The sequence below is a fragment of the Actinobacillus porcitonsillarum genome (assembly GCF_003101015.1).
Taxonomy (GTDB): Bacteria; Pseudomonadota; Gammaproteobacteria; order Enterobacterales; family Pasteurellaceae; genus Haemophilus_A; species Haemophilus_A porcitonsillarum.
In genome coordinates, this window is sequence record NZ_CP029206.1 from 1,065,001 (window position 1) to 1,087,402 (window position 22,402).

Consider the following 22,402-nt stretch of genomic DNA (forward strand, 5'->3'; position numbering starts at 1 on the left):
CCGCCCAAGAGTTCATATCGACGGCGGTGTTTGGCACCTCGATGTCGGCTCATCACATCCTGGGGCTGAAGTAGGTCCCAAGGGTATGGCTGTTCGCCATTTAAAGTGGTACGCGAGCTGGGTTTAGAACGTCGTGAGACAGTTCGGTCCCTATCTGCCGTGGGCGTTGGAGAATTGAAAGGGGCTGCTCCTAGTACGAGAGGACCGGAGTGGACGCATCCCTGGTGTTCCGGTTGTGTCGCCAGACGCATTGCCGGGTAGCTACATGCGGAAGAGATAAGTGCTGAAAGCATCTAAGCACGAAACTTGCCTTGAGATGAGTTCTCCCAGTCTATAAGACTGTAAGGGTTGTTGGAGACTACGACGTAGATAGGCATGGTGTGTAAGTGTAGTGATACATTGAGCTAACGTGTACTAATTGCCCGAGAGGCTTAACTATACAACCTCAAGCGTTTTTGGAAGGAACGTGAGAGAGTTGATAAGCGAAAAGCTTAAACGAACTAAACAAAAAACGAATAAAGATACTCAGACAGCTTGTTTCGAATTAAGATTAAAGAAAGAACAAAAGAAAAGAGATAACAATCATCGACCGGATATTCTGGCGACCATAGTGCGGTAGTTCTACCTGACTCCATTCCGAACTCAGAAGTAAAATGCCGTAACGCCGATGGTAGTGTGGGGCTTCCCCATGTGAGAGTAGGGCATCGCCGGATTGAATTAAGGAACCCTGAGCTTAGAGATAGGCTTGGGGTTTTTGCTTTTTTATATTCTTTTAGTATTCGATTTACTCATATCCATAGATCATTTTGCATATTTCCTAAAAATCTTTTTTTCTAAACGTTGATCATTTTAGAGAGTAAAAGTAAACTCCAAGCTATAAATTTAAATTTATAACAGGAATAACATAAAAAAGCTTTCACAACTCTCTTTACTTGCTTTACTTACATTGTCGGGAGCTGCACTCGCAAATCCCAAAACATTCACCTACTGTATTGAAGCTTCTCCAGCTTATCTGAACCCTCAGATTGGAACAGATGGTGCAACTTTAGACACATCTCAAGCACTTTATAATCGCTTAGTGGATTTTGAGCGTGGCACAACAAATTTAATCCCTTCTTTAGCCGAAAAATGGGATGTTTCTAAAGATGGCAAGATCTATACTTTCTACCTACGCAAAGGCGTAAAATTCCACTCAAATAAAGAATTCACACCGACCCGAGATTTTAATGCTGATGATGTGATTTTTTCTTTCAGCCGTCAGCTAAATAAAGATCACTATTTCCATAAAGTATCGGGCGGAAGCTATGAATTCTTCTTAGGCATGGATATGCCAAATATCATTGAGCGAATTGAGAAAATCGACGACCACAAAGTAAAGTTCGTACTTAAAGTACCGAATGCGCCTTTCCTGGCAAATATCGCGATGGATTTTGCTTCCATTTTCTCGGCGGAATATGCCGATCAGATGTTAAAAGCAGGAACACCGGAAAAAGTCGATACCCAACCGATTGGAACGGGTCCTTTTGAGTTTGCAGGCTTCCAAAAAGATGCTTATGTTCGCTTTAAAGCCTTTGAACAATACTGGCAAGGTCGTTCTAAACTTGATCGTCTTGTCTTTAGCGTAACGCCTGATGCTACGGTGCGTTATGCAAAATTGCAGAAAAATGAATGTCAGGCAATGCCATATCCGAATCCGGCAGACATTGAACAGATGAAAAAAGATGATCTTTTAAACTTGCTCACTAAATCCGGCTTAAATATCGGTTATATCACGATGAACATGGACAAAAAGCCGCTGGATAATCAAAAAGTTCGCCAAGCTTTAAATTATGCAGTAAATAAGAAAGCGATTTTAGAATCCGTTTATCAGGGCACAGGCGTGGTTGCGAAAAATCCAATGCCACCGACAATTTGGGGCTATAATGATGAAATCCCTGAATATGAATATAACCCGGAAAAAGCAAAAGCCTTGTTAAAAGAAGCCGGTTTTGAAAATGGCTTTGAGACAGAACTTTGGGCAATGCCGGTTGCTCGCCCTTATAACCCAAATGCACGCCGCATGGCTGAAATGATCCAAGAGGATTGGAAGCAAATCGGTGTGAATGCCAAAATTGTGAGTTATGAATGGGGAGAATACCTCAAACGTATGGAAAACGGTGAGCATATTACGGGTATGATGGGCTGGACGGGCGATAATGGCGATCCAGACAATTTCTTAAATACATTACTCAGTTGTCATGCGGTTAAAGCCGGATCGAATTATGCCCATTTTTGTCATAAAGAGTATGATGAATTAGTCACAAAGGCAGCACAAGAATCAAATAAAGAAAAACGTGCGGAAATGTACAAAAAGGCACAAGTGATTGCCCATGAACAAGCACCATGGTTGCCAATTGCTCACTCAACAACCTATTTCCCGGTTCGTAAGGAGGTTCGCAATTATGTGGTAAGTCCTTTTATGTCACATAATTTCTATGGAGTCGAATTAGAATAGCCTTTATTTTCTTGATAAGCGGTTGAATTTCTGTGAAATTTTGCAAAATTTCCATGAAATTTAACCGCTTTGCTTTTAAATAGCTTGATGTTAAGCCAAAAATAAGTATATTCAATAAATCTTTCATTATTATGTATAACACTTTGGGAGTGAGCCATGAAAAAATTAGCGAAATTTTCATTAATGAGTTTAGCACTTGCTTCTGCAACGGCAGTGGCTGTGCCAAAAACGTTTGTTTACTGTTTAGAAGCATCGCCGACTTACATGAACCCACAATTTGCCACAGATGGTGGCACATTTGATGCGATTGGTCAGACTATCTTTAACCGTCTTGTGGATTTTGAAGATGGAAGCACAAATGTGATTCCTTCTTTGGCTGAAAAGTGGGATGTTTCTGAAGATGGTAAAACATACGTCTTTCATTTACGCAAAGGCGTAAAATTCCATACGACTAAAGATTTCAAACCAAGCCGTGATTTTAATGCAGATGACGTTGTTTTTTCATTTAACCGCCAATTAGATCCAGCGCACCCATACCACAAAGTTTCAGGTGGAAATTATGAGTATTTCACCAGTATGGATATGCAAAATATCATTGATAAAGTGGAAAAAGTGGATGATTACACGGTTAAAATTAGCTTAAAAGTGCCTAACGCCCCATTTTTAGCCAATTTAGCGATGGATTTTGCTTCTATTTTCTCGGCAGAATATGCAGATCAATTAGCGAAAGCCGGCACACCGGAAAAACTTGACCAAAACCCGGTGGGTACAGGTCCTTTCCAATTTGTTGATTATCAAAAAGACTCACAAGTGCGCTATAAAGCCTTTGAACAATACTGGGAAGGAAAAGCAAAAATCGACCGCTTGGTCTTTGCTATTACGCCGGATGCTTCAGTACGAATGGCAAAATTACAAAAAGGCGAATGTCATGCTGCACCTTATCCAAACCCGGCTGATTTAGACGCATTACAAAAAGATCCGAACATCAATGTAATGAGCCAAGCAGGTCTAAATATCGGCTATTTACACTTTAATACACAAAAAGCACCTTTTGATAATGTTAAAGTTCGCCAAGCTTTAAACTATGCAATTAATAAAGATGCGATTATCAAGTCTGTATATCAAGGTGCGGGCGAAAAAGCGAAAAACCCAATTCCACCAACAATGTGGAGCTACAATAATGACGTAGTGGATTACGACTACAACCCGGAAAAAGCAAAAGCCCTATTAAAAGAAGCCGGCTTTGAAAACGGCTTTGAAACAGATTTATGGGCAATGCCGGTTTCTCGCCCGTATAACCCAAATGCACGCCGTATGGCTGAAATGATCCAAGAAGATTGGAAAAAAGTTGGCGTGAATGCGAAAATTGTCAGCTACGAATGGGGCGAATACATCAAACGCCAACGTGATGGCGAACATAAAACAGGGATGATGGGCTGGAACGGCGATAACGGCGATCCGGACAACTTCCTCAATACGCTATTAAGTTGTGCAGCTGTAGAAGCTGGGGCGAACTACGCAAAATTCTGTAACAAAGATTTTGATAAACTTGTCACAGATGCGGTACAAACCACAGATAAGGCAACACGTACAGAACTTTATAAAAAGGCACAAGTTCTCTTTAAAGAACAAGCACCATGGGTAACGATTGCACACTCAACAACCTACTTCCCGATTCGTAAGGAAATTTCAGGTTATAAAGTAAGCCCATTCAGCTTACATAATTTCTACCGTGTTGATTTTGTCGAAACAAAATAATATGCCTTAATAGGATGGCACAATAGTGTGCCATCTTTTAAAACAAGCGGTTTAAATCGCTTCACATTTTGCAAGATTATTATTCATTATGTTTTCATTTATTTTAAAACGCATTTTAATGGTCATTCCGACTTTTATTGCGATTACGTTAATTACTTTTGCGCTGGTGCATCTTATCCCGGGGGATCCGATTGAAATCCGCATGGGAGAACGCGGCTTAGATCCTGCGGTTCATGCTCAAATGATGGCACAACTCGGGCTAGATTTACCGTTGCCGGAGCAGTATTTCAACTATATTAAGGGTGTATTACAAGGCGATTTAGGTAATTCGTTTCGTAATAACGAACCCGTCTTAAAAGAATTTTTTACTCTTTTCCCGGCGACCGTTGAACTCGCTTTTTTTGCTTTGTTATGGTCTTTAATTTTGGGGATCTTTTTAGGCGTGATTGCCGCAGTGAAAAAAGATTCGTGGATTTCCCACGTCGTGACAACGCTTTCTTTAACTGGTTATTCCATGCCAATTTTCTGGTGGGGCTTAATTCTAATTCTTTACCTTTCCACACCGTTAGGGCTACCTGCATCGGGACGTTTACCTTCAGAGTTTTGGATTGAAGCCAATAGCGGATTTATGCTTTACGATACTTGGGTTTCAGATGAACCGGGAGCATTCATTGCTGCCATTAAATCTTTAATTTTACCGTCAATTGTACTTGGTACGATTCCTTTAGCGGTTGTCACTCGTATGACTCGCTCTTCTATGTTAGAAGTGTTAGGCGAAGATTATATCCGTACCGCAAAAGCCAAAGGGCTAAGCACAACCCGTATTGTCATTATTCACGCATTGCGTAATGCCTTAATTCCTGTAGTCACTGTGGTTGGCTTGATTGTGGGGCAACTTCTTTCCGGTGCGGTATTAACGGAAAACATTTTCTCATGGCCGGGGATTGGTAAATGGGTGATTGATGCGATTAACGCACGAGACTACCCGGTATTACAAGGTTCGGTATTGATTATTGCGACAATCATCATTTTAGTGAACTTACTCGTTGATGTCGTTTATGGCATTGTGAATCCACGTATTCGCCATACTTAATAAAAATTTAGGAGTGATTTTTAATGTCCTCAACAACACTTTCAGCGCCCGTACCCAAAACGCCATTACAAGAGTTTTGGTACTATTTCTGTCAAAACAGAGGGGCGGTTATTGGTTTAGCCTTTATTGTAATTGTGCTTTTTATGGCAATTTTTGCCGAATGGGTCGCACCTTTTGATCCGATTGCACAAAATCGTTCAGCATTACTGCTTCCCCCAATGTGGTTTGAAGGCGGTAACGCAAGCTATATTCTCGGTACGGATGATATTGGGCGAGATATTCTCTCTCGCATTATCCACGGCGCAAGACTTTCCGTCTTTATCGGGTTAATCATTGTGGTTATGTCTTGTGTACTTGGCGTTATTTTAGGCTTATTGGCAGGTTACTATGGTGGTACGTTGGATATCCTTATCATGCGATTTGTCGATATCATGCTTGCTATACCAAGCCTTTTATTAACCATTGGCGTGGTAACGATTCTCGGCCCTTCACTGATGAATGCAGCCATTGCGATTGCGATCGTCTCGATTCCAAGCTACGTGCGTTTAACACGTGCTTCGGTGATGAGTGAAAAAAATCGTGATTATGTGGTTGCCTCACGTGTTGCTGGTGCGAGTGTATGGCGGTTAATGTTTATCGTTATTTTACCAAACTGCTTAGCACCGCTTATCGTACAGATGACCATGGGCATTTCTAATGCCATTTTAGAGCTAGCAGCACTCGGTTTCTTAGGTATCGGCGCTCAACCACCTACACCGGAACTTGGCACAATGCTTGCTGAATCTCGAGGCTTTATGCAATCGGCAAACTGGTTAGTGACTATCCCGGGTTTAGCGATTTTATCTTTAGTGCTTGCCTTTAACTTAATGGGCGATGGCTTACGTGATGCCCTTGATCCAAAACTCAAACAATAGGAGGAAAGATGAGTTTATTAGAAGTGAAAAATCTTTCCGTCCATTTCGGCAGTGAAAAAGCCCCCTTTAAAGCCGTTGATCGCATTAGCTACACGGTAAATGAAGGCGAAGTATTGGGCATTGTTGGCGAATCGGGATCGGGTAAATCGGTAAGCTCGCTTGCCATTATGGGGCTGATTGATTTCCCAGGGCGAGTGATGGCGGAAAATCTTACCTTTAACGGCAACAACTTACTTGCCTTAAAACCAAAAGAAAAACAAAAAATCGTAGGGGCTGATGTTTCTATGATCTTCCAAGATGCCATGACGAGCTTAAACCCCAGCTACACCGTAGGCTACCAAATTATGGAAGCCTTAAAAGTGCATCAAGGCGGCTCAAAAGCCTCTCGCCGTGAACGTGCGATTGAGCTTTTAACCATGGTAGGAATTCCCGATCCGACTTCTCGTTTAGATGTCTATCCGCATCAACTTTCGGGCGGTATGAGCCAGCGTGTCATGATTGCTATGGCAATTGCTTGCAATCCGAAATTATTGATTGCCGATGAACCAACAACCGCTTTAGACGTTACCATTCAAGCACAAATTATCGACCTTCTGCTTGAATTACAACGTAAAGAAAACATGGCACTGATTTTAATTACCCACGATCTTGCGTTAGTGGCAGAATCAGCTCATCGCATTATTGTGATGTATGCAGGGCAAGTGGTTGAAGAAGGGAAAGCCGAGGAAATCTTTAAATCGCCTCTACACCCTTACACCCAAGCCTTATTAAAAGCCTTGCCGGAATTTGCTGAGGGGAAATCTCGCTTACAATCGTTGCCGGGCGTTGTACCAGGGAAATACGACCGCCCACAAGGCTGTTTGTTAAACCCTCGTTGTCCGTATGCAACAGAGCAATGCCGACAACAAGAGCCTGAATTACGAATGGTCAATGGCAGACAAGTGAAATGCCATACTCCGCTTAATGCGGAAGGATTACCTGCATAATCGGAGAAAAATATGCAAAAAACAGAACAAAATTCACCGCTTCTTGATGCAAAAAATCTAAAAAAATACTATCCGGTTAAGCAAGGCATGTTCAAAAAGCCAAAGCTGGTAAAAGCCGTTGATGGCGTATCTTTTACGCTCGAACGTGGCAAAACCCTTGCTGTGGTTGGCGAATCAGGTTGTGGAAAATCAACCCTTGGGCGCATGCTCACCATGATCGAACAACCGACAGAAGGCGAGCTTTTTTATAACGGGCAAAATTTTCTAGTCAATGATAAAGAGACCGCTGCTTTACGCCGTAAGAAAATTCAAATTGTGTTCCAAAACCCGTACAGTTCTTTAAACCCACGTAAAAAAGTGGGCGATATTTTAGAAGAACCGTTGCTTATCAACACTGATCTTTCTGCTAAGGAACGTAAAGAAAAAGTGTTGGAAATGATGGCAAAAGTGGGGCTAAAACCGGAATTTTATGACCGCTATCCGCATATGTTTTCAGGCGGACAACGTCAGCGTATCGCTATTGCACGAGGCTTAATGTTACAGCCGGATATTGTGGTGGCAGATGAACCTGTCTCAGCGTTAGATGTATCTGTACGTGCGCAAGTGTTAAACCTTATGATGGATTTACAAGAAGATATGGGACTCTCTTATGTCTTTATTTCTCACGATTTATCGGTGGTAAAACATATTGCAGATGAAGTGATGGTCATGTATTTGGGTAGATGTGTGGAACAAGGTAATGTAAACGAGATTTTTGAAAATCCTAAGCACCCTTATACACAAGCCTTACTTTCGGCTACACCAAAATTAAATCATGAAGAGCGACAAGAGCGCATTAAATTAACCGGCGAACTCCCAAGTCCGCTTAACCCACCAAAGGGCTGTGCTTTCCACGCACGTTGCCGATTTGCCACAGAGCGCTGTCGCATTGAACAACCGCAATTAGAAACCTATGCAGATGGTCGAAAAATTGCTTGTTTTGAAGTGGTATCGTGAGAAAATAAAACCAGTAATTTACTGATTTGTGAAAAATTAAAGCCATTAGGAATAATCCTAATGGCTTTTTAAATGGAGGGAGAATTACATCATTCCGCCCATGCCACCCATACCGCCCATTCCAGCGCCTAGGTCAGCTTTTTCTTCTTTTGGTAGGTCTGTTACCATACATTCCGTGGTAATCATTAAACCTGCGATAGAGGCCGCAAATTGTAATGCAGAACGGGTTACTTTAGTTGGGTCTAAGATACCCATTTCTAACATATCGCCGTATTGTTCTGTACCTGCATTGTAACCATAGTTACCTTTACCGTCTTTTACATTACGAGCGACAACAGATGCTTCTTCACCAGCGTTTGTTACGATTTGGCGAAGTGGTGCTTCCATTGCACGAAGTGCTAAGCGGATACCCACGTTTTGTTCTTCGTTATCGCCTTTTAGGGTCTCAGCGACTTTGCTTGCAGCACGAACTAATGCAACACCACCTCCTGGTACGATACCTTCTTCCACAGCAGCACGGGTTGCGTGAAGGGCATCATCTACACGGTCTTTTTTCTCTTTCATTTCAACTTCTGTTGCCGCACCGACTTTGATTACTGCGACACCGCCAGCTAGTTTAGCCACACGCTCTTGGAGTTTCTCTTTGTCGTAGTCTGAGGTTGAGTCTTCGATTTGTTGGCGGATCTGTGCAACACGAGCTTTGATTTGTGCTTCATCGCCAACGCCATCAATGATGGTGGTGTTGTCTTTTGAAATCACCACACGTTTTGCCTGACCTAACTCTTCGATAGTCGCTTTTTCAAGTTCCATACCGATCTCTTCAGAGATAACTGTACCCGCAGTTAAAATCGCAATGTCTTGTAACATTGCTTTACGACGATCGCCAAAGCCAGGTGCTTTCACTGCAGCCACTTTCACGATACCACGCATCGTGTTCACAACTAAAGTTGCTAATGCTTCGCCTTCGATATCTTCTGCGATAATCAATAACGGTTTGCCCGCTTTTGCTACTGCTTCTAATACAGGTAGAATTTCACGGATATTTGAAATTTTCTTATCCACTAAAAGAACGTATGGGTTTTCTAATTCTACTGTGCCTGCTTCTGGTTTATTGATGAAGTATGGCGATAAGTAGCCACGGTCGAATTGCATACCTTCAACCACATCTAACGCATCTTCTAAACCTGTACCATCTTCAACGGTAATTACGCCCTCTTTGCCCACTTTTTCCATTGCTTGAGCAATTAATTTACCCACAGTGCTGTCTGAGTTTGCAGAAATTGTACCCACTTGTTCAATCTCTTTTGAGGTTTCGCACGGTTTAGAGAGCGATTTTAACTCTTCAACAACGGCTGCCACCGCTTTGTCGATACCACGTTTTAAATCCATCGGGTTCATACCTGCGGCAACGGCTTTTAAGCCTTCATTTACAATAGCTTGAGCCAATACGGTTGCAGTAGTGGTACCGTCACCTGCCGCATCGTTTGCTTTAGAAGCCACTTCTTTAACCATTTGCGCGCCCATATTCTCGAATTTATCTTCTAATTCGATTTCACGAGCAACAGATACACCGTCTTTAGTGATGGTTGGTGCACCAAAGGCTTTGTCTAATACTACGTTACGACCTTTCGGGCCTAAAGTTACTTTTACTGCATCTGCTAATACATTTACGCCCTTTAACATTTTTACACGAGCGTCATTACCAAATTTTACGTCTTTTGCTGCCATTTTTTATTCCTTGTAGGGACACACTGCGTGTGTCCGTGATTAATTTGTAAAAATATTTAATGATTTAACCGCTTGTTGTAGCTGGACACACGCAGTGTGTCCCTACAAATTTATTCAACGATCGCTAAAATATCGTTTTCAGAAAGAATTAACACTTCTTCGCCATCAATTTTTTCTGATTTCACGCCATAACCTTCGTTAAAAATAACCGTATCGCCAACTTTAACAGCTAACGCTTGCACAGTGCCATTTTCTAAAATACGGCCAGTACCAACGGCAATAACCTTACCACGGGTTGATTTTGTTGCCGCAGAACCGGTTAAAACGATACCACCTGCAGATTTAGTTTCAACTTCTTCACGTTTTAAAATTACTTTATCGTGTAATGGACGAAGAGCCATAATTATTATCCTCTGAGTTAAAAATAAAATACTTTACGCTTATAAGCGTAACAGTTTGCTAGATTGGGGATAGAAAAGTGATTTTCAAGAGAAAAATGAAAAAAAAACACGCCGAGTGGCGTGTTTTTAAGTGATTACATAATTTCTCCCTTTTTCAAGCGGAAGAAATAGCTTTTTGTTTCTTCAATGATCACTTTACGTAAAGCGATAAGCGCAATGAGGTTAGGGAAAGCCATCAGACCATTCACAATGTCAGCAATAGTCCAAATTGTTTTGAGTTCTAAGAATGGTGCGGCAGCAATTAAGGCAACAAAAAGGATACGGTAAAATTTAATCCCTTTTGTTCGTCCATTTGTTAAGTAAACAAAGCAGCGCTCCCCATAATAGCACCAGCCAAGAACCGTGGTGAAAGCAAAGAAAACTAACCCTACGGTAACCACAATTGCACCAAATGAGCTATCTAAACCTTGCGTAAAGGCTTGTGTGGTTAATTCTGCTCCTTGTGTTTGACCATTCCAAGTTCCTGTAAGAACAATAACAAGACCTGTCATTGTACATACGATAATGGTATCTAAGAAAGTACCTGTCATAGAAATCAGTCCTTGGCGAACCGGCTCTTTTGTTTGTGCAGCAGCCGCCGCAATAGGGGCTGAACCTAAGCCGGATTCGTTAGAGAAAATTCCTCGTGCGACCCCGAGTTGAATTGCTTGCATGACGGTAAAGCCAACAGCACCACCTAAAGCCGCTTGAGGATCAAATGCCGCATGAACGATTAAAAGAATTGCATCCGGCAATTTTTCAGCATTTAAAATTAAAACACAAACTGAAGCGATTACATAAGAAACCGCCATAAATGGCACGATCACACTTGCGATTTTAGAGATACGTTTTACACCACCAAAAATAATTGCGATGACAATGATGGTCAGTACAATGGAGCTAAACACAATAGGAATATCAAAGGTCGCTTCTAAAGAGTGTGTAATACCGTTTACCTGTGGGAATGTCCCAATCCCGACTAAGGCAACTAAGACACCAAAGAAAGCAAAAGCTTTGGCTAACCAGCGCCAATTTTTACCCATACCCATTTCGATATAGTACATTGGACCACCAGCGATAAAGCCATCTTTATCTCGGCCTCTGAATTTGATCGCTAATAACCCTTCTGAGTACTTTGTTGCCATCCCTAATAAGGCAATAAGCCACATCCAGAATAATGCCCCCGGACCTCCCGAATGAATTGCCGTTGCAACACCAACAATGTTACCTGTTCCGATGGTTGCAGCAAGAGCCGTGGAAAGTGAAGCAAATGCAGAAATATCGCCTGTTTGTCCTTCACTTTTCTCTGGCTTAAACATGTAGACAAAAGCACGTAATAATTGTGAAATCTGAATGCCTTTTAATGCCAGTGTGAAATAAATTCCTACACCGGAAAGGAGGATAAGCAGGGGAGCTCCCCAAATAAAACTACTGATTTGACTTAAAATAGTGTCGATTGACATTTGATAATTCCTCGTAAATTCGGTTTACAAGGAAAGAAAAGCGAAATGCAAGCGGTAAGAAAATGCAAAAATTTTGCAAAATATGACCGCTTGTTAAGATAAAACTTTTCTCCCCTGTCCTTTTGCCTGAGCGTTTCACATTAGTTGCCTAATATTTTCGCCTTCGGCGTCCATTTTCTGCATCTGCAGATTGGATCTCTCCAAGGGTTCGTCCAGTAACAGTCCTCGCATATAATATGCACCTGAAAGAGTTTACCTCGTCGGTGAAATGTTAATTCATTTCTCTCCAGCTACCTTCATCCGAACATTCTCTTTTAAAAAGAGGTAGAAGATTCTATCAACTCTTTTGGATTCGTCAAGCGTTGCAGAAAAAAATAAACCCACGTAGTTACATGAGGTAATTACGTGGGTTTAAATTATTCAGAATAAATTATTCAACTTTTAAGATACGGCAAGTATTTGTGCCGCCTTCTTTTAACTCATCACCGTGAGTAAGAAGCACTAAATCGCCGCTTAATAAGTAACCTTGTTCTTTTAATAATGCGATAGCTTTTTTCGCACCATCAATAGTACGGCTTTCTTCATCGTAGAATACCGGTGTTACACCGCGGTATAACGCACAACGATTTAACGCACGTTGGTTACGAGACATTGCATAAATTGGTAAACCAGAGCTGATACGGCTCATTAATTTTGCTGTTTCGCCTGAGTGAGTTAATGCAACAATCGCAGATACGCCTTCTAAGTGGTTTGCGGTGTACATTGCAGACATTGCAACAGCTTCATCAATGCTTGCAAATGTGCCTTCCATACGGTGGCGAGAGATGTTGATGCTAGGCATTTTTTCTGCACCTAAACATACTTCTGCCATTGATTTAACCGTTTCAACCGGGTAATCACCATTTGCAGTTTCGCCTGATAACATTACTGCATCAGTACCATCTAATACTGCATTTGCCACATCCATAACTTCCGCACGGGTTGGCATTGGTTTCTTAATCATTGATTCCATCATTTGTGTTGCAGTAATAACCACACGGTTTAATTTACGTGAACGACGGATTAAACGTTTTTGTACACCAACTAATGCTGCATCGCCAATTTCAACACCTAAGTCACCACGTGCAACCATGATTACGTCTGCACCTAAGATGATATCGTCCATTGCTTCTTCAGTTGCAACAGTTTCAGCACGTTCTACTTTTGCTACGATTTTCGCATCTAAACCTGCTGCTTGTGCTAATTGACGAGCATAGTTTAAGTCTGCGCTTGATTGAGGGAATGAAACCGCTAAGTAATCAACGCCGATTTTCGCAGCTAATTTGATGTCTTCTTTATCTTTTTCTGTCAATGCTGGCGCTGATAAACCACCACCTAATTTGTTGATCCCTTTGTTGTTTGATAATGGACCACCAACAGTTACTTCAGTGTGTACTTTTACGCCTTCAACCGCTAATACTTTTAATTGAACGTTACCGTCATCTAATAAAAGAATATCGCCCGGAACAACGTCATTTGGTAGATTTTTATAATCTAAACCAACAGCTTCTTGATGACCTTCACCACGTGGTAAATCTGCATCTAAAGTAAATTTGTCGCCGATATTTAAGAAAATTTTACCGTCTTTGAAAGTTGACACACGGATTTTAGGACCTTGTAAGTCACCTAAGATCGCAACCGTTTTACCTAATTTTGCTGCAATTTCACGTACTTTGCTTGCACGTTCCATATGATCTTCAGGCACACCGTGAGAAAAGTTCATACGAACCATATTTGCACCGGCAGCAATAATTTTCTCTAATGTATTGCCACGGTCTGTTGCTGGACCTAAAGTGGTTACAATTTTGGTTCTTCTTAATTTTCTAGACATTGATTACTCCATAGAATAGTTTAGATTTTGAAAAAATTTTCTTTTGCAGTAGTTAAACAGCACAAAACGGCGTACATTATACGCCTAAAAAATACGAGTGGGAATAAAAAATAAAGGGGATTTATTATGAAAATCTGGATTATGCGCCATGGCGAAGCAGGATTTAATGCTTTAACCGATAGCCAAAGAAAACTGACTGAGGCTGGAAAACGAATGGCTTACCAACAAGGGATTTATTTAGGAAAACAGCTAAATAATGAGCAAAATTATTTAGATAAAATTATTGTTAGCCCTTACTTACGTACACAAGAGACCTGGGATGAAGTTGAAAAGGGGATGCAAGCGGTTGGATTTATCCCATCTTTTGCAAATGTGATTGAAACCTGGGAAGGCATTACGCCAAGCAGCTCGCCAGAACAGGTAAGCGATTATTTAGCCTTTCTTGAAAGCGAAGGTGCAAAGCATGTTCTGTTGATTTCTCATTTGCCGCTGGTTTTTGATTTGGTTCAGCATTTAACGCAGTATCAGCAGAGTGTTCATTTCTACCCTGCTGTTTTGGCTGAAATTGAGTGGGATGGCATGATTGGAAAGCTACTTACCGTTGAAAAACCATAAATGATGGTAAAAAGTGAAAAAATTTGATTTTTTTCGTGTTTGGCTAAAATTTAGGCTTCCAAAATGCTCAAAAAATGCGTATTATACGCCCCCTTGACTAAAGAAGTCGATTCTTTAGTTGAGGAAATAAACAAAAGTACGATTTTATGTACTTTTACAATACTTCTGTGTAGATATTATTTTGTGGTTAAGTGTGAAATAGGCAAAGGGTTAATATGCGAATTGGACAATATGAATTTAAAAGCCGTATTTTCCTCGCGCCCATGGCTGGCATTACTGATCAGCCATTCCGCCGTTTGTGTAGCCAATTAGGTGCAGGCTTAACCTTTTCTGAAATGATGTCTACCAATCCTGATGTATGGCATACTGAAAAATCCAAATTACGTTTAGCACATCATCGTGATATTGGCGTAAATGCCGTACAAATTGCAGGAGCCGATCCAACTGAAATGGCAGAAGCTGCGAAAGTAAATGTTGCGTATGGAGCAGAAATTATTGATATCAATATGGGATGTCCGGCTAAAAAGGTTAATAAAAAAATGGCAGGCTCTGCCCTTTTACGTGAGCCAAAATTAGTTGAAAACATTTTAAAAGCAGTGGTAAATGCTGTTGATGTACCTGTCACGTTAAAAATAAGAACAGGTTGGGATTTGGAAAATCGAAATTGCTTAGAGATTGCTCACATTGCTGAACAGTCGGGTGTTTCTGCTTTAACGATTCATGGTCGCACACGAAGTTGTTTATTTGAGGGTGTGGCAGAATACGAAAGTATTAAAGCGGTAAAGCAAGCTGTTTCAATCCCTATTATTGCTAATGGTGATATTACTTCGGCTGAAAAGGCAAAAGAGGTTCTTGATTATACGGGGGCTGATGCTGTAATGATTGGTCGAGGCGCTTATGGTCGCCCTTGGTTATTTAAGGAAGTGAATGATTTTTTAGAGCATGGAGCATATTCTTCTTTATCGTTAGATAAAAAATGCCATTTGATGTTACGACATGTTACCGCTCTTCACCAATTTTATGGAGAAGAAAAAGGGTATCGTATCGCACGTAAACATGTGGGATGGTATAGTGAGAACTTATTGCCGGGCTCAAATTTTAAACGTACTTTCAATGCATTAGATACGACAAAAGCTCAAATAAAAGCATTGGAAGATTTTGTAGAATCTCTTTTAATTGGATAGAGGAAAATGATTGAACAACCAGTAAACAACCCATTAACAGTAACAATGCTGAATGCACAAGCTCAACAAGTGGTAAAACCGCTTCGTGATAATGTTAAAGCAGCATTAAAAAATTATTTAGCGCAGTTAAATGGTGAAGATCCAACAGAATTATATGAATTAGTGTTATCTGAAATCGAACATCCAATGTTAGATATGGTAATGCAGTATACTCGTGGTAACCAAACTCGTGCAGCAACGATGTTAGGTATCAACCGTGGTACATTACGTAAAAAATTAAAAAAATACGGTATGGGTTAATCTGACTGTTTATTTCATTATAGAAACCTCACAATGGGCTAACCATTGTGAGGTTTTTTTAGCTTAAAACTTATAGTTAAAACCTACATTGAAATTACGTCCAATTTGGGGAATATAGGGTAAAAAAGTTTCATGGGCATATACAGCTTCATTCAGTAAGTTATTCGCTTTGAGGAAGAGTTCGTACTCGCCTTTTGCTAATTTGTTCTGATAAGTGAGCCCAAGATTCAGCATATTATGCCCTTGCGTGACATTTTCAAATTTTGAAATGCGATGTTGCGTAAAGACACGGTAATACTCTAATTCACCGTTGAGGTTTTCAGTAAAATCACTTTTAATACGAGCCCCGACACGAATTGGTGGAAGTCGTGGGGTGTACATTTTAGCTTGCTCTTCATACACAGGCTCTTGTACACGAATTTGACGCTCAATTCCCATCTCATTTCTGACTTTAGATGCTGCTCGCCATAGTTTCATTTTAGGGTTTTCCTGCATTAGCTTTTCTACTGCTTTGGTAAATTCAGGGTTATCAACATAGCTCACTTTATCACTGGTGCGAATATCGTGAGCTTTTAAGTAACCTTTCACGTAATCACCGAATAGGCTGATATGATGTTTTGGTGTAACTTGATAACCAAAATTAACTTCCACACCATAGAAGCGAGCAGGAGCTTGCATATAGCGATTAATGCGTAAATCGCTATCTTGCTTCATTGAAGCAGGACCTCTCCCTGAATTGAGTGTATAGAGATAGGTATAGTTATCAAAGTTGTATAAGAATCCACTCAAATAATAGCTAAATTTATCGCCTTCATAACTTAACCCTAAATCAAGGTTATTGGATTTTTCTTTACTTAGCCCTTTATTACCCATTTCAAATGAGTTTGTTGCCAAATGCATACCGTGTGCATACAGCTCTTGTGCATTAGGAAGCCTTTCTTGGTGCGAAGCGGTCAGAGAGAGTTTATGATTTTCTTTAAATGCCCAATGCGCACCTAACGCAAAAGAGTGTGCTGTTTTTTTATGTGCTTGAGTTAAAGCATAGTAATTATCCATGGCATGAGCTGTTTCCGGTCTTTTACTATCAATATATCCAAGAGAGAGAAACTCATTACGTACTTTTTCATGATCGTAATCTTTGGTAACTTTTTGTTTTTCTAAACGAGCAGAGGCTTCAAAGGTAATATCATTCCATTGATAGCTTTCTAAACCGAATAAACTCCAGTTCTGCATTTTGTTATTGTTTAGTAACTGCTGTACGCCACGATGTTTGTGGGTTGCTGAATCCTCTGGGGATAATGCACTATTTTTTTGTTCAAGGTATTGAATGCCCCATATTCCCGTTAAATTCCCGATTGGGCTATGTACAAATTCCAGACGAGTGGTAAGCCCTTTATTTTTAAAGAGATTTGCTGCTTTTTCTCCCTCTATTTCTCCGTGCTGATAATTTACACGGCTTGCGTTAAATCTCAATTTATCAACATACTTAAAAGGTTCGATAATCTCGCCTCTAAAATCGTAACGCTGACTTTTCAAATCGACATAAGGCGTAGCTGACAAACCATGGGCATGACAATCCGCCATATTTACACCCGGATTAGCCCAAAAGAGATGTTGATCATCAGCAAGTTCAGGGTAAGGGAATAAATAGGGATATTGTTGTTTAACACTTTCATCAATAATCCTTACCGCACAGCCTTCATAAATATGATTATGAGCAGGTAATCCATATTTATTTTGGCGTTCGGTATAGGCAAGCCCTAAATAGCCTTTTTCATGAATCCAAGATATGCCAGCCGTGCCAACTTGTGATTTCGCCCAACTTTCAGGGACATGTGAAAGATTTTGATAGCTCATCTCTCTACGATTAAAAGCTTTTTTATCTGCATAAGTGCCATAACGATAATGTGGCGTTTTGTAGTTCCCCGCTTGTTTTGATAAGCCTTCAAGATGAACGGCTATACTCGGATGAATGGCAAAGGTAACACCTGCTGTGGTCAATTTTTCATTGTTATTGGTATTAAAACGGAAACCCACCTCGCCCTTAAGTCCATTCTGCGGCATAAAATTCGGAATTTTATTATCAAGTACGTTGATTACTCCAGCAGCATTGCCTGAACTGTATAGCAAGGTAGAAGGCCCCCTAACGATTTCAACTTGTTTAGATAATGTTGTATCCACCGTTATCACATGATCCGGCGACATAGTGGACATATCCACCACATCACTATTATTTTGTAATATCTTGATACGCTTGCCTTCTTGCCCACGAATAATCGGCGCTGAAGCACCGCCACCATACTGGTTAGAATGAATTCCTAACTCACTAGATAAAGCATCTCCAAGTGTTGTTGATTTCTGTTTGAATACTTTTCCATCTATCAGTTTATCACTTACATTCGGGCGATCCCCTAGCAAGTTACTCTCCGCCACTTTGGCTTCGACTTGAATTTCCTCAAGTTCCGCCCCTTCTTCTGCATATGCACATACAGAAAAAAGCGAAATTATGGAAAGCGTTATAGCATTTTTTTTCATTTTGTCTCCTTAGATAATTAACCATATTTTTTTTATGGGATAATAAATAAAAAGGAGAATAAAATCAATTAAAGCTTAATTTTTTTATGGGTTTGATAATAAGAAAAAGGGCGTTAAATATAACGCCCTAGAGTAAATCTTAAAATTAACCCAATTCCTTCCTCAATTTCTTCGTCACCTCCACCATCACTTGCAACTGCTCAATGGTTTCTTTCCAGCCACGGGGTTTTAAGCCGCAGTCTGGGTTTACCCATAAGCGTTCTTTTGGTACGACTTTCAAGGCTTTGCGCAACAAGTGTTCGATCTCTTCCGCTTTTGGAACGCGTGGGCTGTGAATGTCGTTTAACTCGGAATAACACATATGGGAGGGGATTATGGGAGGCATTTGGCTCCCCTTTGTTTTATTAAACGGTAAACAGCTCCAAATTGCTCATAAATTCAACACCCATTACAAAATCCAATAAAAAACCACTGATTACATCTTGATTGCATTTTGTTTTTTTTTTGTATAATTTCACTATCTTAAAACTATCGTCAAAAGGAAAACAAAATGACACTTCGTAAAACCCTACTTTCTACCTTATTACTCTCTTTTACCCTTATTGGAAATGTTTATGCTGAAACAGCAGAAGAGAAATTTAACAGAGCATATCAATATATCGAACAAGAAAATTATCAAGTGGCTTTTCCTATGTTTAAGGAATTGGCTGAACAAGGGGATGCAGGAGCTCAATATAATTTAGGCTTAATGTACGACAATGGGTATGGTGTTAGCCAAGATTATAGCCAAGCAGTCAAATGGTATCAAAAAGCGGCTGAGCAAGGGGTGCTACAGGCTCAATTTAATTTAGGTTTTATGTACGAAAAAGGAGACGGTGTTCGCCAAGATTACCATCAAGCAGTCAAATGGTATCAAAAGGCAGCAGAACAAGGGGATGCAGAGGCTCAATTTAATTTAGGTAATATGTACAGCAAGGGACGAGGTGTTAACCAAGATTATCATCAAGCAGTCAAATGGTATCAAAAAGCCGCTGAACAAGGAGATGCAAAAGCTCAATTTAATTTAGGCGTAATGTACGACAACGGACGAGGGGTTAGCCAAGATTATCACCAAGCGGTTAAGTGGTATCAAAAAGCGGCAGAACAAGGATTGGTTGATGCGCAATACAATTTAGGTAATATATACATATACTTTACCCAAGATTATCAACAAGCAGCCAAATGGTACCAAAAAGCAGCTGAACAAGGATTGGCTGATGCTCAATATAATTTAGGTGTAATGTACGGAAATGGATATGGTGTCAGTCAAGATTATTATCAAGCATTCCAATGGTATCAAAAAGCGGCTGAACAAGAGTTTGCAAAGGCTCAATTCAATTTAGGCATAATGTTTTACAATGGACAAGGCGTTCAACAAAATGATGCTGCTACAATAATATGGTTTGGAAAGGCTTGTAATAATGGTAGCCAAGAGGCTTGTGATGCTTATCGTCAATTAAGAGAGATGAAATAATCTATCTAGCAAAGTTGAGTACAAATTTGGGCTAATGTGATTAGCTCTGCAATAAATCAATCTCATTTTTTCAATGATTTCAATAAATTAAATGTAGGGGCGAAATATCTTTCGCCCCATTGCACCACAAAATCTGCTAGATCAACCCAATTCCTTCCTCAATTTCTTCGTCACGTCCACCATCACTTGCAACTGTTCGATAGTTTCTTTCCAGCCTCGGGTTTTTAAGCCACAGTCTGGGTTTACCCATAAGCGTTCTTTTGGTACCACTTTCAAGGCTTTACGCAACAAGTGTTCGATCTCTTCCACTTTTGGTACGCGTGGGCTGTGGATGTCGTACACGCCCGGTCCGATGTCGTTCGGGTATTTGAAGTCAGCAAAGGCGGTGAGTAATTCCATATCGGAGCGTGAGGTTTCAATGGTAATCACGTCCGCATCTAAGCCGGCAATTGCTGGCAAAATGTCGTTGAACTCGGAATAACACATATGGGTATGGATTTGGGTGTCATCTTGCACGCCCATATAGCTTAAACGGAAGGCTTCACCCGCCCATTGCAAATAATCGTCCCAATCTGACCGCTTGAGTGGCAAGCCTTCACGGATGGCAGGTTCATCAATTTGGATCACTTTGATCCCAGCCGCTTCTAGATCCAACACTTCGTCCGATAACGCCACGCCGATCTGTTTGCAGACCGTTGAGCGTGGAATATCGTTACGCACGAACGACCATTGTAAAATCGTCACAGGACCTGTCAGCATTCCTTTCATCACTTTGTTGGTGAGGCTTTGGGCATATTGCGACCAACGCACCGTCATCGGTTCAGGGCGAGCTACATCGCCATAAATCACAGGCGGTTTGACACAACGTGAACCGTAACTTTGCACCCAACCAAACTTGGTAAAGGCAAAGCCGTCAAGCAATTCGCCGAAATATTCCACCATATCGTTACGTTCCGCTTCGCCGTGAACCAGCACATCTAAGTCTAACTCTTCTTGGCGGCGAACCACATATTCGATCTCTTTTTTCATCGCCGCTTCGTAATCCACAAGGCTTAAATCGCCTTTCTTAAAGCTCGCACGGGCGTGGCGGATTTCGCTGGTTTGAGGGAATGAACCGATATTTGTCGTTGGTAAAAGCGGTAAGTTTAGCCACGCATTTTGCTTCGCAATACGCTCTGCAAATGGCGATTGACGGCGATCCGCTCCTTCAGGCAAGTTGGCTAAACGAGCTGCCACTTCTGCACGGTGGATCTCTGTTGATGTCGCACGGGCATCAGCCGCCGCTTGGCTTGCGTCTAATTGCGCTTGTACCGCTACACGACCTTGTTCAAGTGCGGTCTTAATTACCGACAATTCTTCGACTTTTTGTAGCGTAAAGGCAAGCCATTGATAAAGTTCAGGTTTATTCGCTTGTAGTTGCGTTTCCACCGCTAAATCATAGGGCGTATGCAACAATGAACAGCTTGGAGCAACCCATAAACGCTCGCCGAGCTTCGCCTTTAACGGCTCAAGCAGATCTAACGCCTGATTTAAGTTCGCGCGCCAAATGTTACGCCCGTCAATCACCCCGGCAGACAGCACTTTGCTGTAATCTTCAAAGGCGGCAAGCTGTTCAGGCGAACGGATTAAATCTAAGTGCAACCCATCAACCGCTAAGCCTTTGAGCAACTCTGCGTGTTCTGCCACCGAACCGAAATAGGTCGCTAATAACAATTTTGCATTCACTTGGCTTAATTCTGCATAGACCGCTTGATAAGCTGCCAGCCACTCCGCCGGTAAATCTAAGGCTAAAGCAGGCTCGTCAATTTGGATCCATTCCACGCCTTCCGCTGCAAGTGCGGTTAAAATTTCACGGTAAACGGGGACAAGTTTGTTTAATAACTCAAAACGATTGAAGGCTTCGCCTTTCTCTTTGCCTAACCAAAGGAAGGTTAATGGCCCGACAATCACAGGTTTGACATTTAAGCCTAAGGCTTTCGCTTCACGGATTTGATTAACGTAGTGAGCTGGGTTGGCTTTAAATTCGGTGTTTTTGTGGAACTCAGGTACGAGATAGTGATAGTTGGTATCGAACCATTTGGTCATCTCAATAGCAAATTGATCTTTGTTACCACGAGCCAGCTGGAAGTATTGAGAAAGCGTTAAATTTTGGCTGTCAAAACCAAAACGAGCAGGAATTGCCCCCGTTGCCACTTGCAGATCTAAAATATGATCGTAAAAAGTAAAATCGCCCACCGCCACGAAATCAGCATTAGCTTCTGCTTGGTGTTTCCAATTTTTTTCACGCAAGGCTTTGGCTAAATCTAATAAATCTTGTTCTGCAATTTCACCACGCCAGTAACGTTCTTGTGCAAATTTTAATTCACGTTTCGCCCCAACACGTGGAAAGCCTAGAATGTGGAATGTTGTCATAATATGCTCCTATTTATGGATGAATTTAAATTGGATTCATCATCTATGAAATATGATTATTATGCAACTTCATAATTTTCAATATTATCATGAAACTTATT

At 41.0% G+C, this 22,402-nt stretch carries 16 protein-coding genes, 2 rRNA genes, 1 pseudogene and 1 riboswitch (1 of these 20 cut by a window edge); of the genes and pseudogenes, 12 read left to right on the plus strand and 7 right to left on the minus strand.

Going from position 1 to position 22,402, the window contains the following annotated elements; genetic code table 11:
• The 8 genes from DDU33_RS05310 to DDU33_RS05350 all read left to right on the plus strand — a co-directional run.
• A 23S ribosomal RNA gene (locus tag DDU33_RS05310) occupies positions 1 to 439 on the plus strand (it extends 2,455 nt beyond the left edge of the window).
• A gap of 158 nt (positions 440 to 597) precedes the next feature.
• Positions 598 to 713 (plus strand): 5S ribosomal RNA (gene rrf / locus DDU33_RS05315).
• A 191-nt stretch (positions 714 to 904) separates the two neighbouring features.
• Complete coding sequence (locus DDU33_RS05320; RefSeq protein WP_039895535.1) at positions 905 to 2,494, plus strand: ABC transporter substrate-binding protein; 1,590 nt, start codon at positions 905 to 907, stop codon at positions 2,492 to 2,494.
• A gap of 156 nt (positions 2,495 to 2,650) precedes the next feature.
• Positions 2,651 to 4,252 (plus strand): ABC transporter substrate-binding protein, encoded by a 1,602-nt coding sequence (locus DDU33_RS05330; RefSeq protein ID WP_108923573.1) that lies wholly within the window; start codon positions 2,651 to 2,653, stop codon positions 4,250 to 4,252.
• Between the two features lie 88 nt (positions 4,253 to 4,340).
• Positions 4,341 to 5,345, plus strand: a complete 1,005-nt coding sequence (locus DDU33_RS05335; protein ID WP_108923575.1) for an ABC transporter permease subunit — start codon at positions 4,341 to 4,343, stop codon at positions 5,343 to 5,345.
• 23 nt (positions 5,346 to 5,368) lie between these two features.
• Positions 5,369 to 6,259 (plus strand): ABC transporter permease subunit, encoded by an 891-nt coding sequence (locus DDU33_RS05340; RefSeq protein WP_005818569.1) that lies wholly within the window; start codon positions 5,369 to 5,371, stop codon positions 6,257 to 6,259.
• Positions 6,260 to 6,267: 8 nt separating this feature from the next.
• The gene (dppD, locus tag DDU33_RS05345; protein ID WP_108923577.1) at positions 6,268 to 7,245 is read left to right on the plus strand and encodes a dipeptide ABC transporter ATP-binding protein; all 978 of its coding nucleotides are present in this window, start codon (positions 6,268 to 6,270) and stop codon (positions 7,243 to 7,245) included.
• A gap of 12 nt (positions 7,246 to 7,257) precedes the next feature.
• Positions 7,258 to 8,241 (plus strand): peptide ABC transporter ATP-binding protein, encoded by a 984-nt coding sequence (locus tag DDU33_RS05350; protein ID WP_005818575.1) that lies wholly within the window; start codon positions 7,258 to 7,260, stop codon positions 8,239 to 8,241.
• A gap of 84 nt (positions 8,242 to 8,325) precedes the next feature.
• Here the strand turns inward: DDU33_RS05350 and groL are convergent, their stop codons facing one another.
• From groL to pyk, 4 genes are all read right to left on the minus strand, one after another.
• Positions 8,326 to 9,969, minus strand: a complete 1,644-nt coding sequence (gene groL, locus DDU33_RS05355) for a chaperonin GroEL (RefSeq protein WP_108923579.1) — start codon at positions 9,967 to 9,969, stop codon at positions 8,326 to 8,328.
• 110 nt (positions 9,970 to 10,079) lie between these two features.
• Positions 10,080 to 10,370: a co-chaperone GroES gene (locus tag DDU33_RS05360; protein ID WP_108923581.1), complete on the minus strand. Its 291-nt coding sequence runs from the start codon at positions 10,368 to 10,370 to the stop codon at positions 10,080 to 10,082.
• A 134-nt stretch (positions 10,371 to 10,504) separates the two neighbouring features.
• Positions 10,505 to 11,872, minus strand: coding sequence for an alanine/glycine:cation symporter family protein (locus DDU33_RS05365; protein ID WP_108923583.1), 1,368 nt, complete (start codon positions 11,870 to 11,872; stop codon positions 10,505 to 10,507).
• Positions 11,873 to 11,976: 104 nt separating this feature from the next.
• Positions 11,977 to 12,086: riboswitch (glycine riboswitch) on the minus strand.
• Between the two features lie 216 nt (positions 12,087 to 12,302).
• Positions 12,303 to 13,742 (minus strand): pyruvate kinase, encoded by a 1,440-nt coding sequence (gene pyk / locus DDU33_RS05370; protein ID WP_108923585.1) that lies wholly within the window; start codon positions 13,740 to 13,742, stop codon positions 12,303 to 12,305.
• Positions 13,743 to 13,868: 126 nt separating this feature from the next.
• Here pyk and sixA point away from each other — a divergent pair, with 126 nt between their 5' ends.
• The 3 genes from sixA to fis all read left to right on the plus strand — a co-directional run bounded on the left by sixA (position 13,869) and on the right by fis (position 15,841).
• Complete coding sequence (sixA, locus tag DDU33_RS05375) at positions 13,869 to 14,357, plus strand: phosphohistidine phosphatase SixA (RefSeq protein WP_108923587.1); 489 nt, start codon at positions 13,869 to 13,871, stop codon at positions 14,355 to 14,357.
• A gap of 215 nt (positions 14,358 to 14,572) precedes the next feature.
• Positions 14,573 to 15,541: a tRNA dihydrouridine synthase DusB gene (dusB, locus tag DDU33_RS05380; RefSeq protein ID WP_108923589.1), complete on the plus strand. Its 969-nt coding sequence runs from the start codon at positions 14,573 to 14,575 to the stop codon at positions 15,539 to 15,541.
• Between the two features lie 6 nt (positions 15,542 to 15,547).
• The gene (gene fis / locus DDU33_RS05385; RefSeq protein ID WP_005818589.1) at positions 15,548 to 15,841 is read left to right on the plus strand and encodes a DNA-binding transcriptional regulator Fis; all 294 of its coding nucleotides are present in this window, start codon (positions 15,548 to 15,550) and stop codon (positions 15,839 to 15,841) included.
• A gap of 63 nt (positions 15,842 to 15,904) precedes the next feature.
• On the opposite strand, the gene DDU33_RS05390 is transcribed toward fis, so the two are convergent.
• Together DDU33_RS05390 and DDU33_RS05395 are read right to left on the minus strand one after the other, a co-directional pair.
• Positions 15,905 to 18,376 (minus strand): TonB-dependent receptor, encoded by a 2,472-nt coding sequence (locus tag DDU33_RS05390; RefSeq protein WP_108923592.1) that lies wholly within the window; start codon positions 18,374 to 18,376, stop codon positions 15,905 to 15,907.
• 145 nt (positions 18,377 to 18,521) lie between these two features.
• Positions 18,522 to 18,716, minus strand: a pseudogene (locus tag DDU33_RS05395) (hypothetical protein); the annotation flags it as partial.
• Positions 18,717 to 18,926: 210 nt separating this feature from the next.
• Here DDU33_RS05395 and DDU33_RS05400 point away from each other — a divergent pair.
• Positions 18,927 to 19,889, plus strand: coding sequence for an SEL1-like repeat protein (locus tag DDU33_RS05400; protein ID WP_108923594.1), 963 nt, complete (start codon positions 18,927 to 18,929; stop codon positions 19,887 to 19,889).
• Positions 19,890 to 20,030: 141 nt separating this feature from the next.
• Here DDU33_RS05400 and metE read toward each other — a convergent pair whose 3' ends face one another.
• Positions 20,031 to 22,301 (minus strand): 5-methyltetrahydropteroyltriglutamate--homocysteine S-methyltransferase, encoded by a 2,271-nt coding sequence (metE, locus tag DDU33_RS05405; protein ID WP_108923596.1) that lies wholly within the window; start codon positions 22,299 to 22,301, stop codon positions 20,031 to 20,033.
• Positions 22,302 to 22,402 lie beyond the last annotated feature (101 nt).